This is a genomic window from Bradyrhizobium sp. UFLA05-109 (assembly GCF_054185165.1).
On record NZ_JBBIAR010000011.1, the window covers coordinates 1 to 15,360 of the forward strand.

Below are 15,360 nucleotides of genomic sequence, written 5' to 3' on the forward strand. Positions count from 1 at the left end.
CTCTGGAACAGTGGCAACTTCATGTTTCCGGCCGCTGTTCTGCTCGACGAGTATCGCAAGTTCGATGCGACGAGCGTGCAGGCGGTCTCCGAGGCCGTCGCGAACGCCGGCCGCGATCTTGGCTTCGTCACGCTCGAGCCGAAGGCGTTTGGTTCTGCGAAGGCGATCTCGATCGACTATGCGGTGATGGAAAAGACCGCACGTGCCGCGGTCGTTCCCGTGTCCTGCGGCTGGTCTGATGTCGGCTCCTGGCTTGCGGTGTGGGAACTTTCGGAGAAGGACGCCCAAGGCAATGCCGCGCACGGCACCGCCGTGTTCGAAGACTCCCGCAATTGCAACGTCACGACCGATTCTGCACTGGTCGCGCTCGAAGGTGTTGACGATCTCGTCGTGGTGGCGACCGCCGACGCCGTGCTGGTCTCGCGCCAGAAGGATGCCAACGGCCTGAAGCGTCTCGTGACGAAGCTCAAGACGGTGGCCCCGAAGGTCACCGAGGAGCATCTCAAGGTGCATCGTCCCTGGGGCAGCTATCAGTCGGTCGACAATGGTGAGCGCCATCAGGTCAAGCGCATCGTGGTGAAGCCTGGCGGGCGGCTGTCGCTCCAGAAGCATCATCATCGCGCCGAGCACTGGATCGTGGTCCGCGGCGCGGCCCGGGTCACCGTGAACGAGACCGTCAAGACGGTGCACGAGAACGAGTCGATCTATATCCCGATGGGTGCCGTGCACCGAATGGAGAACCCCGGTAAAATCATGCTGGAGCTGATCGAGGTTCAGACCGGCAGCTATCTCGGGGAGGACGATATCATCCGGATTGAAGACGACTATCAGAGAGCATGACTATCCAGCGACGAACGCCGCCAAGAACTTGCTGATACGAAAACGTAGGTCCGATCATCGATGTCATCTTCCCAACGCATTCCTCGTCGAATCCATTACATCTGGCTCAGCGATGATGAGCTCCCAGAACTCAATAGACGTTGTATCGAGAGTTGGCGACGCCACATGCCGGACTATGAGATCGTCCGGTGGAATATGGAAAGAGTGTCGTCCTTTGATGCGAGATTTGTGCGTGAGGCGCTCGCGGTTCGAGCATGGGCATTCGCATCGGATTACATCCGACTCAAGGCGCTCGCGCTAGAGGGAGGAGTCTATCTGGATTCTGACGTTGAAGTCTTCAAGCCTTTTGATCGCTTCCTCAAGCATCGTGCGTTCTCGTCAATCGAGCACTGGCCCAAAATCAAAGAAATTGCGATTGAAGGCGCTATCGTGGGCGCTGAACCGAATCACCCTTGGGTCGAAGCTTGCATTGAACGTTACGACACTCGTTCCTTTATCAAACCCGACGGTACGCAGGACCGCACGATCGTAAGCAGAATCTTGGCCCAGGTGGCAGCTGGTGGCTTTGGCTTTCAGTATCGGGTAGAAGAGCAACACCTTAGGGAGGATTTTCATCTCTATCCGCCCGTAGTTCTTACCCATCGAGAAGGCCCTTTCTCCACGGAAGAAACTTTCGCGATACATCATTGTGTTGGTGCTTGGCGTCCGCCCAAGCCGCTTTGGAAGCGCGTGGTTCGCGGGCTCATCCCAAATAGATGAAGACCGATCGCCGACCAGAGCACTAGAATATTCTCGATGTTTAGCGCTACCCACTGGAGAAGAAGCTTCATTGTTGAACGGCGCGTCGATTTCAACTTCTGTTGAGGTCCTGCTGGAGAGGAAATCCTCTCTATAGGTCTTGACCCGCAGGTCGTTCCGTGTGCGGCGATGCCAAGCTTCTGTTTGTCTTGTTGAACTTCTTGTTCGTCAGGGGGAATTATGTCGTCCAAGTTTTGTTGGGCCTTACTCGTCGCCTGGATCTCGATGTCGGGCTCTGTTGCAGCTGATCCGATGATGATCATAGATTTCTCTTGGCAGGGCACAACGGGGTGCGTCACGCTTTTTCCGAATCCCGAGATTCGACTTCGCAATGTTCCCGCCGACGCGAAGTTATTGTTGCTGACCTTAACCCAAGGGGCGAGGGAAATGGGCGGGGAGGAAGTGCCCATGCCTGCGAGCGGAGTTGTGCCTGCTGGAAGCATTCGAACATTCGGCCCTTGCCGGCCCGACGTGTACCAATGGACAGCAGTGGCCAAGTCTGCGACGGGCAGGCTCTTGGCAGAGGCCCGCCAGGCTCGCTTCTATCCGACCGATGAGCTTGCGCCTGAAAAGCCTTAAGGCGTCTGTCGGGCTGCGACCGGAGTATCCAGACGATTGCTAGCGCATGCCGGGCTGGGGCAAAACCATATTCAGGCTGCTGCTAACCAATTAGTCGGCTACGTGGAAGCTTCAGCGCAGGGGCAGAAACCTGCTGTTCGCGGCCGAATTGTCCCGTCTCATCCACCTTAGCAAACGCCGAGCCAAGCCTCCGAGTAACCACGCCAAGGTAGCAATGCCCGTCGTCAGCCGCCCCCGTGATTGACTGGTCAGCAATTCGATTGCGTCGCCAATTTGGCCGCGATCGATCGCACGCAGCGCGAGCGAACGTGCGAGTATCGCCCGGCCGCGCGCAAACTGTAGGGCCAGCCCCGGGTGAGCAGTGACGAATTCCGCTTCTACCAGCCGCCTCGATTGCATCATTTGTTGGACGTCGTCGGACATCGAGCCGGGCGAGATGCGATATCCAACAAGATATTCGGGCACCAATGCTATGGCGTATCGCTCTGCAATCTGGAGATATAGTTTCCAGTCTTCGCAGCCTTGTCCGCCACGAGAACGAAGCGACTCGTCGAACCCTCCTGCGAAAATCAGTGCTCCTCGTCTGACGAGCGCGTTGCTACCGCTGATGACGACGTTACCCAGACACATCTGCGCAAAGATATTTCCTTCCAGCCGCGTCGGTGGGGCCGAGCCCGTGACGTTGCCGTGGTCATCGATCCAGCAACACCACGCATACACCAGCGCAGTTTCTGGTCCGCTCTGTTCGAATCGCTCAAGCTGCCGCTCAAGCTTCGTCGGATACCAGAGATCATCAGCATCGAGAGTAGCGACGAACTCACCCAGCGCTTCGGAAATTCCGTGATTGCGAGCTGACGCTACTCCGCCATTGTCCTTATAAACGTAGCGAACCCTCTGATCATCCTGGGTGAGCTGCGCGGCAACTCTCTTAGTCCGGTCAGTGGAGCCGTCATCGACGATGATGACTTCGAGATTGCGGTAAGTCTGATTCAACGCACTGCTAACGGTCTCACGAATAGTGTTTTCGGCGTTGAACGCCGGCACAACTACCGAAACCAATCGATTGGCTGAGTGGTGAGGGGGGCGCACAACTACTCTTAATGCTTTATTTTGATTAAACTGTACCGGCCTGCCAAATTAGTTAGAATCTTATCTGTAAGCCTACTGGATTGCGAGACTTACAGCTCGGAAGAGTAAACTTCACGTAATTTCAGAGGGTTACATCATTGACGCTTCAGAGAAAGAGAATATTAGTCACTGGTGGCGCGGGATTTTTGGGTTCCCACTTGTGCGAGAGATTGCTTAGCGCAGAACACGAAGTTCTCTGCGTGGACAACTTCTACACAGGCTCCAAGGGCAATGTGCGCGAGCTTCTAAAGTGTCCTCGCTTTGAACTGATGCGGCACGACATAACCTTCCCGCTGTATGTTGAGGTCGACGAAATATACAATCTGGCTTGCCCGGCCAGCCCTATCCACTATCAATACGATCCGGTGCAAACCACGAAGACCAGCGTGCATGGTTCAATCAACATGCTCGGCCTAGCAAAGAGAGTTAAGGCGAAAATCCTGCAGGCCTCAACCTCGGAAGTCTACGGAGATCCTGAGGTGCATCCGCAGGACGAGAGCTATTGGGGTAGGGTAAATCCCATTGGTCCGCGCTCCTGCTACGATGAGGGCAAGCGTTGTGCGGAGACGCTGTTTTTCGATTACCGGCGTCAACACGATATCTCGATCAAGGTCGCGCGCATCTTCAACACGTATGGCCCGCGCATGCAGGCCAACGACGGCCGGGTGGTTTCGAATTTTATCGTGCAGGCCCTTACCGGTCAGTCCATCACGATATACGGCGACGGCAAGCAGACCCGCTCTTTCTGCTATGTCGACGATCTGATTGACGGCCTCGTCCGCCTGATGGATACGGACGATGAGATCACCGGCCCAATCAATCTCGGAACCCCCGTCGAGTTCACAATGATGGAACTTGCCGAGACTATCATCGAGCTGACCGGTTCGAAGTCGGTGATCGAGTTCATGCCACTTCCCGCCGACGACCCGAGGCAGCGACAGCCCGACATCAGCCGGGCGCGCGATACGCTCGGCTGGTCGCCATCTGTTCAGCTGCGCCACGGTCTTGGCAAGACGATCGCATATTTCGACGACTTGCTGCGCGATAGTGCAGCATGACGAGAACCGTGCTTGTCACAGGGGGCGCCGGCTACGTCGGGTCGCATTGCTGCAAGGCGTTCGCCAACGCCGGATGGCGGGTCATCGCTCTTGACAATCTTTCACGTGGATGGCGAGAGGCCGTCCGGTGGGGACCGCTGATTGAATGCGATATTCGTGACGAGGCGCGGCTGCGCAGCACGTTGGAAACGCACAAGCCGGATCTGGTGGCGCACTTTGCGGCTCTGGCCTATGTGGGTGAATCGGTGACTGATCCCGCGCTGTATTACTCGAACAATACAGCCGGTACGCTCGTGCTCCTCGAAACGATGCGCGCAACCGGATTTGGCCGCATTCTGTTCTCCAGCACATGCGCGAGCTACGGCATTCCTCAGGACGTGCCGATCGACGAGAGCCATCCGCAATCGCCGATCAATCCGTATGGGTGGACGAAAATGATCATCGAGCGCATGCTTGAACACTATGGCAGCGCCTACGGCATGGCCTCGGTCTCCCTCAGATATTTCAATGCGGCAGGTTGTGATCCGGGCGGAGAAATCGGTGAGTGTCACGAACCCGAGACCCACGCCATTCCGCTGGTGATCGAAGCCGCCCGCAGTCCGGGGCGTTCTTTCACCGTCCTTGGGACGGATTTTCCAACGCCCGACGGCAGCGCGATCAGAGACTACATTCACGTGAGCGATCTCGCCCAGGCACATCTGCTGGCCGGCGAGATGCTGATGGGGCAGGGCGGAGTTCACGCCTTCAATCTCGGTACCGGTATCGGTACGAGCGTGCTTGAACTGGTGGAGACAGTTGGTCGTATTGCCGCGAGCGCCCCGGCGGTGCGGTACGGTCCGCGGCGCGAAGGCGACCCACCGGTGCTCATCGCTTCCTACGCCAAGGCGGAACGGGAGCTTGGCTGGCAACCCCAGTACTCGCAGATCGATTTCATCATCGAGACCGCGCTGCGATGGCGCGATCGTCGAGTTCGCGCGTGACCGAGAAGGGACGAGCATGTATCAGCGGCTTTTCCTGCTCTCATGCCAAGGTTCGACGAGACGCTCTTGAGCGTCAGATCGCGGGCGCCGGCCCCGTATCTCCCAATCGATTTGTAAAAGACTAGGTTAGCGTCATGATCAGGAGCAGATTTCGATCCCTTGTAGGACGGTTGAACAAATTGGATATCGTTCAATTCGGTCTCCGGGGTATGCTTCTGCCTTTCAAAATCAAGCACCTTCACGGTCCGCTCGAGATCCACAGCGATGCTAACGCCGTGATCGTCATCAGTGTCATGCGAAACAGCGAGGCATGGCTCAAATCGTTTCTTTTTCACCATCGCAAGGTGGGCGTGAGGCACTTTGTCATAATCGACAACGGGTCTACTGACGGCTCGGTTCGGGTTTTGTCGCAGCAGCCTGACGTCACCTTGCTGCAGACTGACGCGCCGTATCACGCGTATGAAAATACGATGAAACGATATCTTGCAGAGCGTTTTTGCAGCGGTCGCTGGTGTCTTTGCGTCGACGCGGATGAACAGTTTGATTTCCCGGGATCGACCAGGATTGGACTGGCGTCGCTTATTCATTATCTGCGCGACTACGATTTCAATGCAGTCGTGACCCAGATGTTGGACATGTTCAGCGACCGACCCGTTTCGGAAGCGCGAATCGACCAGGATGGCGAGCTCAGAGCACAGTATGCCTTTTACGACCTTTCTGACATCGTCAAGACGCCATACGGAATCGGCGAGGTATCCAATGCGGCGATCAAGATGCATCACGGCGGCATCAGGAAGGCCGTTTTTGGAACCAACAATGGTCTTTCGAAAGTGTCGCTCTTCTTCATGGATGGAACAATCAGGCCGTTCGCCTGGTGGCACCACGTATTGCATGCACGCCTGGCGGACATTTCCTGCGTCCTTCTGCATTTCCCGTTTGTCGATTCGTTCGGGGCGAAGGTCACTGAAGCGGTGAAGAGCGGGAGATACGGTTATCTGACCACGGACGAATACGTATCGTATCTGGACGGCTTCCAGCAGCAGCCGCAGTTAACGCTCAAGCGGGAATCCGCGAGGAAACTGCAAGCGGTGGACGAGCTGCTGGACAATGGTTTCCTAGTCGACTCGACAAACTACCGGCGCTGGTTGACCGATCACGCCGGTCGAGAGGCGGCGACCGCTGATAAATCGCCTGTGGAATGACCGAGGGGGCAGTTGAATGACCAGGGGACTACGAGAGATGACGCGCGAGCTTTCACAGTCAGACACTGAGTCCGTGGCCTACCGGATTGCCGTTATCGTCAACGTCTACAACCAGGCGCACTTTCTTGCCGACGCACTGAACAGCATCCTGTTGCAGGTGCATCCAGCCGATGAAGTCATCGTGGTTGACGACGGATCAAGTGATGCGCCCGAGACGGTGGTGGAACGCTACGATCACGTTCGACTCATTCGGCAATCGAACCAGGGCCTTGCTGCAGCCCGAAACAATGGTCTCAAGGCCGCGAGCTCGGAGCTGATCGTTTTTCTCGACGCCGACGACAGACTTCTGCCAGTCGCGCTACAGGCTGGCCTCGCCGCGCTGCAGGCAAGGCCCGAGTGCGCATTCGCATTTGGCGGGCATCGGCGCGTCGATGCTGACGGTCAGCCCGTCGGCAAGGACATGCGGCCCCCAGCGTCGCTGGACTACCGTGATCTGCTTTACGGAAATCACATCGGCATGCACGCAACGGTGACGTATTTTCGCGAACGCCTGCTCGAATGCGGCGGTTTCGATATCAGCCTGCTTCGGGCCGAAGATTACGACGTCTATCTCAGGCTCGCGCAGCGCTATCCGATCGCCGTGCGTCAGGAAATCGTTGCAGAGTACCGTCAACACGGCACCAACATGTCGAATGACCTTTGCCGGATGCTAGCTTGGGTGACGAAGGTCCACGATCGGCAATGGCCGTTCGCCTCGAAAGCGCCAAGACTTGCGGAGGCCTGGCGTAGCGGGCAGCAGCATTGGCGGACTTACTACAGGTCAATGATGGACAGTGGGTGGAAGGCGCCAGGAGTGGCTGCGCCTCCGGGCCTGGCAAGGGTCGATATAGCTGATCTCGCGCGCACCGTTCCGATCAGCGATGAATTTGGCTTTGATCGGGGAACACCAATCGACCGGATTTATATTGAGGACTTCCTGCGCCGAAATCGTTCCTCGATCAGTGGACGCGTTCTCGAGATCGGAGATGACACTTACTCCAGGCGTTTTGGGGCTGAGCAGATCACCAAGCAAGACGTCCTGTTCGTTGCGGCGGGAAACCCGGCGGCCACCATTGTCGGGGATCTTTCCCAGAAAGGCATCCTACCAGGCGAGGCATTCGATTGCCTCGTGGTCACCCAAACGCTGCATCTGATCTACGACATGGGTGCCGCCGTTCGCGAAATGTATCGTGCACTTCGGCCGGGCGGCGTGGCGCTCGTCACGGTGCCAGGAATTACGAGGATCGATCGGGGGACGTGGGGCAAGGACTGGTATTGGTCGCTGACCGAAGCATCGGCGCGTCGCCTGTTTGCCGATGTCTTCGGGAAGAAATATGTGGATGTCGACAGCGACGGCAATGTCTACGCCGCAACGCTTTTTCTGCAGGGACTTGCGGCGGAAGAAGCTGATGCCGAAAAGTTGGCTGAATATGATCCCTGCTTTCCGGTAACAATTAACATCAGGGCCGCGAAGCCCCCCGGGTGGCAGCAATTTCCTCGTCGGGCGTGGAGACGGCTGCGCGCCCATGGCTGATCCCAGGGTATCTGCCGTAGTAGTCACTCTCTATGAAAAACAGATCCTACCATGTTTCTGGATAGACTACGTTCCCTTGTCGGACGCGTGAACAAGATCGACGCTGTCCAGTTCGGGTTGAGGGGTCTGCTATTGCCATTCCGTGTCAGGCATCTCAGTGGGCCTGTTGAGCTTCATTCCCGGCCTGACGACGTCATCGTCATCAGCGTAATGCGAAATGGCGGGCCTTGGCTCGAGTCGTTTCTCTTTCACCACCGGGCTCTGGGCATCAGGAACTTTGTCATCCTCGACAACGGATCCACCGACCAATCCGTCGACTTTCTGTCGCAGCAGCCCGATGTGACTCTGCTGAGGACTTATGCGCCGTACCACGCGTATGAGAATACAATGAAAAGATACCTCGCCGAGCGATATTGCCGCGGTCGCTGGTGTCTGTGCGTCGACGTGGACGAGCAGTTCGACTTTCCCCGGTCGCGCAAGATCGCCCTGTTGGATTTCGTACGCTATCTGAACGGCAGAGGTTTCAATGCTGTCGTGACCCAAATGCTCGACATGTTCAGCGATCGCCCGTTGTCGGATGCGAAGATCGAGCCAGGCCAGGATCTCTGCTCGCAATATCCTTTCTATGATCTGTCCGATATTGAGAAGATTCCATACTCATTCGGAGTGGTTTCAAACCCGGCCATCATGTCGCACAGCGGCGGTATTCGAAAGGCCATCTTTGGGACGAGTAATGGGCTCTCGAAAGTTTCGCTCTTTCGGATGGACGGAAAATTAAGACCCTTCGTGACTTGGCATCACGCACTAAACGCGCGACTGGCTGACATCTCTGGAGTGCTTCTGCACTTTCCTTTTGTGGCATCGTTCTACACGAAGGTCGCCGAGGCGGTTGAAAGTGGTCGCTACGGCTATTTGACGACCGACGAGTACGTCTCATACCTCAACGGCCTTAAGCGCCGGCCGCAACTTGCGCTAAAGAGAGCATCCGCCCGCAGACTGCAGGCGGTGGACGAACTACTCGAAAATGGCTTCCTCGTCGAAACAACTGACTACCGTCGTTGGATCGCTGATTGCGGCGCTGCCGGTGCTGGTGGCACGAGCAAAATATCAGAGCCCTCGCGATAGCTTCGGGGGCCCTGCGGCGATTAGTGCACGTCGGTTTTCGCGAACGTGACTACTCTCAGAGTGGGCCGCGATAGGATGCGAAGACTGCGCCGGCTCCAAGAACGTCCATCGAGGCACACGGCAGAACCATGACTGTCTTGGTTTCAGCGCGCCAAGGTGCTCCGCTACGATTACCGTTCACGACCCCCGGCTTCGGTGGCAGTGAACAGCATTTGGCGACTCGCCTCCAATTCTCGGAGCGGACCACTCTCGACCAGAGTTCCACGATCAATCACGACACCGTCGTCGCAGAAGACAAGCGTCGAAGCATGGTGGCTCACGACCAAGGTGGTTGGCTTCCAGCCGCTGTCGCGAATAAGTGAAAGGATCGCGGCTTCAGAGAGGCCATCGATAGCATTCGTCGCTTCGTCGAGGATCAGGACGTCGGGTCTGCGCAGGAACGCCCGCGCGAGGCCGACGCGCTGGCGCTGCCCTCCTGACAAGCCCAGGCCGCGTGTGCCGACGCGCGTATTGTAGCCATCGGGCAGACCGTCGATGAATTCGTGAATATCGGCCAGTCGCGCCGCTTCGGCGATCGCGGTCAGATCAGCTCCTGGTTCGCCGTAATCGATGTTTTCGCGGATCGTGCCATCGATCAGGTCAACGTCCTGTCCAGCCAGGCCGAGGCGGGCCCGCCAACTCCGTGGGTCTAGATTGCTCAGTGGGCCGCCACCGACCAGAATGCGTCCTTCATCGGGTTCGATGAGGCGGCAAAGGAGGGCTACGATGGTGCTCTTGCCAGAGCCGGATCGACCGATCAGCGCGGTCGTTCGGCCTTGAGTCAACGTAAAGCTCAAGCGATGGATTGCTGGCGCCTTGCCGCCTGAACCATAGCTGAAGCTAACGTTGTCGAAGGTGATCGGTCCCGACAGCTGTGAAAACAGGTTCGCGCCACAGGGCGGGGCGGGCTTGCCTGCCGGAGTGAGCAACCATTCAACTTCCCTGACGGACGCTTCCGTGGCGGCGAGCGTTATGTTTGCGCCGCTCAGGCTGCGTATCAGCGGTTGGAAGCGGTAGAGAACGACCATGAACGTGAAGAGTATCGGAAACGGCGTGCCAGCCAAATGGGCGCCGATCAACAGCCCAATGAACAAGATGGCCAGAGCTACTTCGAGAAACGACCAGGCGATCGCGGATATTCGATCGATCTGAAATAGGGAGCGGCGCACCTCTTCTGAGGCGGCTACAAAATTCTTGTGCTCTCTTTCCTCCTGATTGAAGATGTGGATGGCACGGATCGCGTCGATCGTGCGTACCATCCGCTCTGCCAAGCGCGTGTTTGACGAGGATACTTCGTCACTCATCATCTGGACGCGTCGTACGAAGTTGACCTGGATCGTGCGGATGACGATCGCTCCGACAGCGACGATAATCGTTAGCTTCCAGTTGATCAGCAAGAGCAGTACTGCGAAAACTAGGGCTGATACTGCATCGACAAGGATCTTGAAGCGTGAGCGCATCGCATCCGATACGCGCCAGGCTTCCGTCGACAGAATATTTAAGAGCCGGGAGCGATCCTCACCGAGGAAAAATGGAAATCCGACGGTGAATAGTTGCAGCGACAACGCTGCCCGGATATCATTTCCGGCGCGGCCATCGATCCAGGCGATGAACATGGTGTTGATGGCCTGGATGAGGCTCTTCAGGATCACAAAGCCGAGGATAGTCATCCCGAAAAGCGCGAGCCGGACGTTGGGATCGGTCGTGCCGGCCAATTTGGTGATCGAGGCCCAGAGGCCCGAAGGCTCGGATGGCTGCGTCGAGAGCAGTGTTCCCATCAGCGGAATGAGCACACCGATGCCCAGGCCCTCGAGCGTGGTCGCCAGAAAGCTCAACAGCGCGACCACCGGGACGGCCCAAGCATAGCGCCTAGAAATTTCCCAGAGCGGGCTGCCCGTCACCCCAGGCCAGAAGGCGCGCAGGATTCGATCGATCAAGTTAACTGTCCCGGCACGGTGGCGTTGGCGGAGGACCGACTTATCGGTATGATATCCATAGTATTTTTCACCTTCGGCATGCGTGCAACAGTACCGATTCCAACGCGTCATGGAAATAGGTGAGGAGCATTTTCGCGATATGGCGCGATTAACCAAGGCATTTGAATGACCCGAGGACGACGAGAAATCGCACGCAGCCGGGCCTGCAGACGGCTGCGCTCCCATGGTTGATCCAACGGTGTCTGCCATCATCATCGTCTACAATGGCGCGGAGTTCTTGCGTGACGCCATTGATAGCATCGTCGTCCAGACGCTGCGGGACTGGGAACTTATCGTTGTCGACGATGGATCTACCGATGAGAGTGCCTCGATTGCCGAGGAATACGTCACGGCGAGGCCCCAGCAGATTCGGCTTGTTCAGCATGCGGACGGCGAGAATCATGGGACCGGTTCGGCTAGAAACCTCGGGGTCGCCAATGCGCGAGGAAAGTACATCGGATTCCTCGATGCGGACGACGTTTGGCTTCCGAACAAGCTGGAGGAGCAACTGGCGATTCTGAAAGCCGACGCATCATTGGGAATGGTCTATGGGAGAACTACGATATGGTACTCTCCTGCGCGGGGCGATCAGCAGGATTTTCACTATGATCTCGGCGTCGTGCCGGACAGAGCCTACGCGCCGCCTCACCTTTTCGAAAACCTGCTTTTGAATGTCTATCAGACCCCCACGACGTGCAACGCATTGATGCCGCGAAACCTTGCTGTCGCTGTCGGAGGCTTTGATCCTGATTTCGAAGGAATGTTTGAGGACCAGGCGTTTTTCGCGAAAATAATGTTGAACGCTCCTGTGTTCGTATCCGATCGGGTATGGGCCAAGTATCGTCAGCACCCGCACAGTCTTTGTGCTGTCTCTGAGGCCGCAGGCGAAGACGCAACTGCTCGTCTTAGGTTCTTGCGATGGGTCGGCAAATATTTGGCCGGCCGGCCAAGTGTAGGTGTTAGAACTTGGAAGAGGTATCTTCGTGTGCTGATAGCTGCCTCGTGCGACGTCCTAAGGATGAAGATGGGCAGAGTTCATCTGATGAGGACTGAGGCGTGACGCCAGTTGTATCGATCGTCACGCCGTTCCTCAACGCCGAAGCGCATATTGGCGAAGCGATCGCCAGCGTTCGTGACCAGACATTTCCGGCGTGGGAGCTTCTGTTGATCGACGATGGATCGACGGATCGAAGCCTGGCCATGGCTCAGGCTGCCGCGGACGTCGACGATCGAATTCGGCTGATCATTCGTGACGCGAAATCGAACCATGGCGCAGCCGCTGCGAGAAATTCAGGAATCATCGCCGCAAGGGGCGAGTTCATCGCGTTCCTCGATGCCGACGACCTCATCGATCCCGACAAGCTGGCCGAAGAAGTTTCGCTGATGCGGGCGCATCCCGCGGCCATGATGCTTTATGGGCCGACCCGCTGGTGGCACCCCGGGGAAGAGCAGCGGGATTGGGTTGAAGACATGTCCGCCCACGCCAATCGGCTGCACCGGCCACCCACACTGCTCCGGGATGTATTGCTCCTGCAGAAGGGAGAGGTCCCATGCACGTGTAGTGTTTTGATACGCCGCAGCGCCATCACGGCCGTGGGAGGATTTCACGAGGACTTCAGGCTTTACGAGGACCAGACTCTTTGGGTGAGGCTGTTCCTGCACTATCCCGTTCTGGTTTCGAACGTCGCAAGAGCCGTTTATCGCCAGCATCCGGCGTCAACGTCCGCAGTCGCCTCCGACTCTGGTCTCTATAGTCGATTTGAGCCGCATTCTGCCAGAAAGGCATTTCTGGAATGGATTGCTGAATATCTATCCGAAACCGGAGTTCGTTATTTGGATGTCGAAAGAGTTCTCCGCAGGAGCCTCGCGGCCTATCCTGAGCATAGGAACGAGCTGCGTAGTTCGGATCGGGCATTCGAGATATTGGACAGGATTGGCGGGCTTCTATCGCGTTTCATGCGGCCGGTGTTGCGTCGAGTGAAGGGTAGAGTTCGCAAAGTTCTCCACCGGTAGGCAAACAGGCATGTTCTCAGTTCGCAAACGTGTCATCCGCATGATCCGACTGCTTCGTCCAAAGCCGGTCATCCTGATGTATCATCGGGTCGCTGAACCCAGGATTGATCCTTGGGGATTGGCTGTCAGTGCCGCGCACTTCGATGAGCAAATGGCGCTGTTGCGAGCCTCGCGCACCGTGATGCCGCTCGCCGAGCTGGTGGACCGCTATAAACGCAATGTGCTTCCGCGCGATGCCGTGGCCGTAACATTCGACGACGGGTATGTGGACAATCTCGTCAACGCTAAGCCGATACTTAACCGGTATGATCTTGCCGCGACGCTATTCCTCGCTACTGGGACCGTTGGCTCTCGCACAGAATACTGGTGGGATGAGCTTGCGCGGATGATTCTGCTCAACTCGGATGGGATCAAGGCGACAGTCAGGATCGGCGCCGAGGAGGTGAGCCTTCGGATTCCCCCGGGCATGGATGTCGAAGCGACCAGCTGGAGAACGTGGACTGGGCCGAAGACGCAGCGACAGAGGACCTATCTGGAGGTGTGGGGGAAGCTTCGCCTGCGTTCCAATGCCGAAATCCTTGCGACGATGGCGCTATTGCGCTCGCAGATTGGTGCGGCCCCCGCGTCGGAACAGGATTTCCCAATGTCATCCGCTCAGATCGCGGAGCTTTTGGCTGACGGTTCGATCGAACTCGGCGGCCATACGATCAGCCATCCGGTGCTGCCATCGCTATCGGTCGACGAGCAAAGGCGAGAGATGGCGGAGGGCAAAGCGGCTTGCGATGCGTTGAGCGGTCGCCGCGTCGCGGGGTTTGCCTATCCGTATGGAGAATTCGACGAACAGTCGGCGCGTCTAGCACGAGATTGCGGCTTTGAATGGGCCTGCTCCACCGAAGAGAAGGGCCTCGGTCGCCCGGTCGCCGATTTATTTCTGCTTCCGAGAATTCAGGTAGTGGATTGGAATGGTAAGACCTTCGCGCGGGCCCTTCGCGAGGTTTCGTGATTGCAACAGACGAGCCCCATTTGAAAGGACGCATTGCGAATGCCTATTCTGGTGACGGGCGGGGCAGGCTACATCGGCAGCCAAACGGTCCACGAGTTAGTCGACGCGGGCGAGGCAGTCATCGTCCTCGATGACCTCTCCACTGGCTTGGAGGCGGCCGTATCTCCGAATGCCAGGTTAGTTGTTGGCGATGTTGGCGATGACATGCTCGTGGAAAGCATCATTGCAGAGCACAAGATCGATGCCATTATTCATTTCGCTGGCTCGATCCAGGTGCCGGAGTCCGTCGCTAAACCGCTCAATTATTACCAGAACAATACCTGTAAGACGCGGAGCTTGATCGAGACTGCAATCAAGGGAAATGTCTCTTACTTCATCTTTTCGTCGACGGCTGCCGTTTACAACTTCGATGGACTTCAGCCCGTCAAGGAGAGCGATCCGGTTCGACCTCTTTCTCCGTATGGACGCTCCAAACTAATGTCAGAATGGATGCTGGAGGATGCGTCGAGGGTACATGCCATGAAGCATACCATTCTGAGATACTTCAATGTAGCCGGTGCAGATCCACAGAAACGAGTTGGACAGGCTGCGATGGGAGCCAGTCACTTGATAAGGGTTGCAAGCGAAGCGGCCTTGGGCAAGAGGGATCTTGTCGAGATTTTTGGCACAGACTACCCAACCCCTGACGGAACCTGCATTCGAGACTATATCCATGTCAAGGATCTGGCCGTCGCCCATCGCCTCGCCGTCGCTCGTCTCAGAAGCGGCGAACCAAGTCTGACGGTCAATTGCGGATATGGTCATGGCTATTCGGTTCTGGAGGTTCTGCGCGCGGTCGAGCTTGCCGCAGGCTCGAAACTCAAAATACGGCTGGCCGCTCGTCGCGCTGGCGATCCTATGGCTGCTGTAGCGGACACCAGCTTGGTTAGATGCGAGCTTGGATGGACTCCGATGTTCGACACGCTCGATGCCATCATTAAAAGCACCCTTGAATGGGAGCAATCTCGATCGTTTTGATCCATCGTGGGGGGGATGGTTGACTGCCA

The 15,360-nt window shown here is 57.1% G+C and carries 14 protein-coding genes; 12 read left to right on the top strand and 2 right to left on the bottom strand.

Translation table 11 applies throughout. The features are described 5' to 3' along the window. The 3 genes from Q3C01_RS09920 to Q3C01_RS09930 form a co-directional block, all read left to right on the top strand. A partial coding sequence (locus tag Q3C01_RS09920; RefSeq protein ID WP_458145138.1) for a mannose-1-phosphate guanylyltransferase/mannose-6-phosphate isomerase occupies nucleotides 1–840 on the top strand: 840 nt, incomplete at its 5' end. Nucleotides 841–900: 60 nt separating this feature from the next. Then, nucleotides 901–1,599 carry a glycosyltransferase family 32 protein gene (locus Q3C01_RS09925; protein ID WP_458145139.1) on the top strand — a complete coding sequence of 233 codons (699 nt, stop codon included), beginning with the start codon at nucleotides 901–903 and terminating at the stop codon, nucleotides 1,597–1,599. Between the two features lie 219 nt (nucleotides 1,600–1,818). Continuing rightward, nucleotides 1,819–2,217, top strand: a complete 399-nt coding sequence (locus tag Q3C01_RS09930; RefSeq protein ID WP_458145140.1) for a hypothetical protein — start codon at nucleotides 1,819–1,821, stop codon at nucleotides 2,215–2,217. A 111-nt stretch (nucleotides 2,218–2,328) separates the two neighbouring features. Here the strand turns inward: Q3C01_RS09930 and Q3C01_RS09935 are convergent, their stop codons facing one another. Next, a complete protein-coding gene (locus tag Q3C01_RS09935; RefSeq protein ID WP_458145141.1) occupies nucleotides 2,329–3,261 on the bottom strand; it encodes a glycosyltransferase family 2 protein in 933 nt (310 codons plus the stop codon). Between the two features lie 182 nt (nucleotides 3,262–3,443). Between Q3C01_RS09935 and Q3C01_RS09940 the strand changes: the two genes are divergently transcribed. The 5 genes from Q3C01_RS09940 (at nucleotide 3,444) to Q3C01_RS09960 (ending at nucleotide 9,283) form a co-directional block, all read left to right on the top strand. Further along, nucleotides 3,444–4,403 (top strand): UDP-glucuronic acid decarboxylase family protein, encoded by a 960-nt coding sequence (locus tag Q3C01_RS09940; RefSeq protein ID WP_458145142.1) that lies wholly within the window; start codon nucleotides 3,444–3,446, stop codon nucleotides 4,401–4,403. Continuing rightward, nucleotides 4,400–5,383, top strand: coding sequence for a UDP-glucose 4-epimerase GalE (galE, locus tag Q3C01_RS09945; protein ID WP_458145143.1), 984 nt, complete (start codon nucleotides 4,400–4,402; stop codon nucleotides 5,381–5,383). Before Q3C01_RS09940 ends, galE (Q3C01_RS09945) begins: the two co-directional genes overlap by 4 nt. A gap of 179 nt (nucleotides 5,384–5,562) precedes the next feature. Continuing rightward, nucleotides 5,563–6,585: a glycosyltransferase family 2 protein gene (locus Q3C01_RS09950; protein WP_458145144.1), complete on the top strand. Its 1,023-nt coding sequence runs from the start codon at nucleotides 5,563–5,565 to the stop codon at nucleotides 6,583–6,585. 37 nt (nucleotides 6,586–6,622) lie between these two features. Continuing rightward, nucleotides 6,623–8,158 carry a glycosyltransferase gene (locus tag Q3C01_RS09955; RefSeq protein ID WP_458145145.1) on the top strand — a complete coding sequence of 512 codons (1,536 nt, stop codon included), beginning with the start codon at nucleotides 6,623–6,625 and terminating at the stop codon, nucleotides 8,156–8,158. 87 nt (nucleotides 8,159–8,245) lie between these two features. Next, nucleotides 8,246–9,283 carry a glycosyltransferase family 2 protein gene (locus tag Q3C01_RS09960; RefSeq protein WP_458145146.1) on the top strand — a complete coding sequence of 346 codons (1,038 nt, stop codon included), beginning with the start codon at nucleotides 8,246–8,248 and terminating at the stop codon, nucleotides 9,281–9,283. A 170-nt stretch (nucleotides 9,284–9,453) separates the two neighbouring features. On the opposite strand, the gene Q3C01_RS09965 is transcribed toward Q3C01_RS09960, so the two are convergent. Next, on the bottom strand, nucleotides 9,454–11,259 hold the full coding sequence (locus Q3C01_RS09965) for an ABC transporter ATP-binding protein (protein ID WP_458145147.1): 1,806 nt from the start codon (nucleotides 11,257–11,259) through the stop codon (nucleotides 9,454–9,456). Nucleotides 11,260–11,482: 223 nt separating this feature from the next. Between Q3C01_RS09965 and Q3C01_RS09970 the strand changes: the two genes are divergently transcribed. Genes Q3C01_RS09970 through galE (Q3C01_RS09985) form a run of 4 tightly spaced genes read left to right on the top strand, consistent with a single transcriptional unit; the run spans nucleotide 11,483 to nucleotide 15,331 of the window. Beyond that, nucleotides 11,483–12,358 (top strand): glycosyltransferase family 2 protein, encoded by an 876-nt coding sequence (locus Q3C01_RS09970; RefSeq protein ID WP_458145148.1) that lies wholly within the window; start codon nucleotides 11,483–11,485, stop codon nucleotides 12,356–12,358. Further along, a complete protein-coding gene (locus Q3C01_RS09975; protein ID WP_458145149.1) occupies nucleotides 12,355–13,311 on the top strand; it encodes a glycosyltransferase family 2 protein in 957 nt (318 codons plus the stop codon). The genes Q3C01_RS09970 and Q3C01_RS09975 overlap by 4 nt, the downstream gene beginning before the upstream one ends. A 10-nt stretch (nucleotides 13,312–13,321) precedes the next feature. Then, nucleotides 13,322–14,314 carry a polysaccharide deacetylase family protein gene (locus Q3C01_RS09980; protein WP_458145150.1) on the top strand — a complete coding sequence of 331 codons (993 nt, stop codon included), beginning with the start codon at nucleotides 13,322–13,324 and terminating at the stop codon, nucleotides 14,312–14,314. Nucleotides 14,315–14,353: 39 nt separating this feature from the next. Further along, the gene (galE, locus tag Q3C01_RS09985; protein ID WP_458145151.1) at nucleotides 14,354–15,331 is read left to right on the top strand and encodes a UDP-glucose 4-epimerase GalE; all 978 of its coding nucleotides are present in this window, start codon (nucleotides 14,354–14,356) and stop codon (nucleotides 15,329–15,331) included. Nucleotides 15,332–15,360 lie beyond the last annotated feature (29 nt).

What these genes read in the sequence shown, in the direction of transcription:
- Q3C01_RS09925 (WP_458145139.1), top strand. Translation starts at nt 901, where the DNA reads ATGTCATCTTCCCAACGCATTCCTCGTCGAATCCATTACATCTGGCTC.
- Q3C01_RS09930 (WP_458145140.1), top strand. Translation starts at nt 1,819, where the DNA reads ATGTCGTCCAAGTTTTGTTGGGCCTTACTCGTCGCCTGGATCTCGATG.
- galE (WP_458145143.1), top strand. Translation starts at nt 4,400, where the DNA reads ATGACGAGAACCGTGCTTGTCACAGGGGGCGCCGGCTACGTCGGGTCG.
- Q3C01_RS09955 (WP_458145145.1), top strand. Translation starts at nt 6,623, where the DNA reads ATGACGCGCGAGCTTTCACAGTCAGACACTGAGTCCGTGGCCTACCGG.
- Q3C01_RS09970 (WP_458145148.1), top strand. Translation starts at nt 11,483, where the DNA reads ATGGTTGATCCAACGGTGTCTGCCATCATCATCGTCTACAATGGCGCG.
- Q3C01_RS09980 (WP_458145150.1), top strand. Translation starts at nt 13,322, where the DNA reads ATGTTCTCAGTTCGCAAACGTGTCATCCGCATGATCCGACTGCTTCGT.
- galE (WP_458145151.1), top strand. Translation starts at nt 14,354, where the DNA reads ATGCCTATTCTGGTGACGGGCGGGGCAGGCTACATCGGCAGCCAAACG.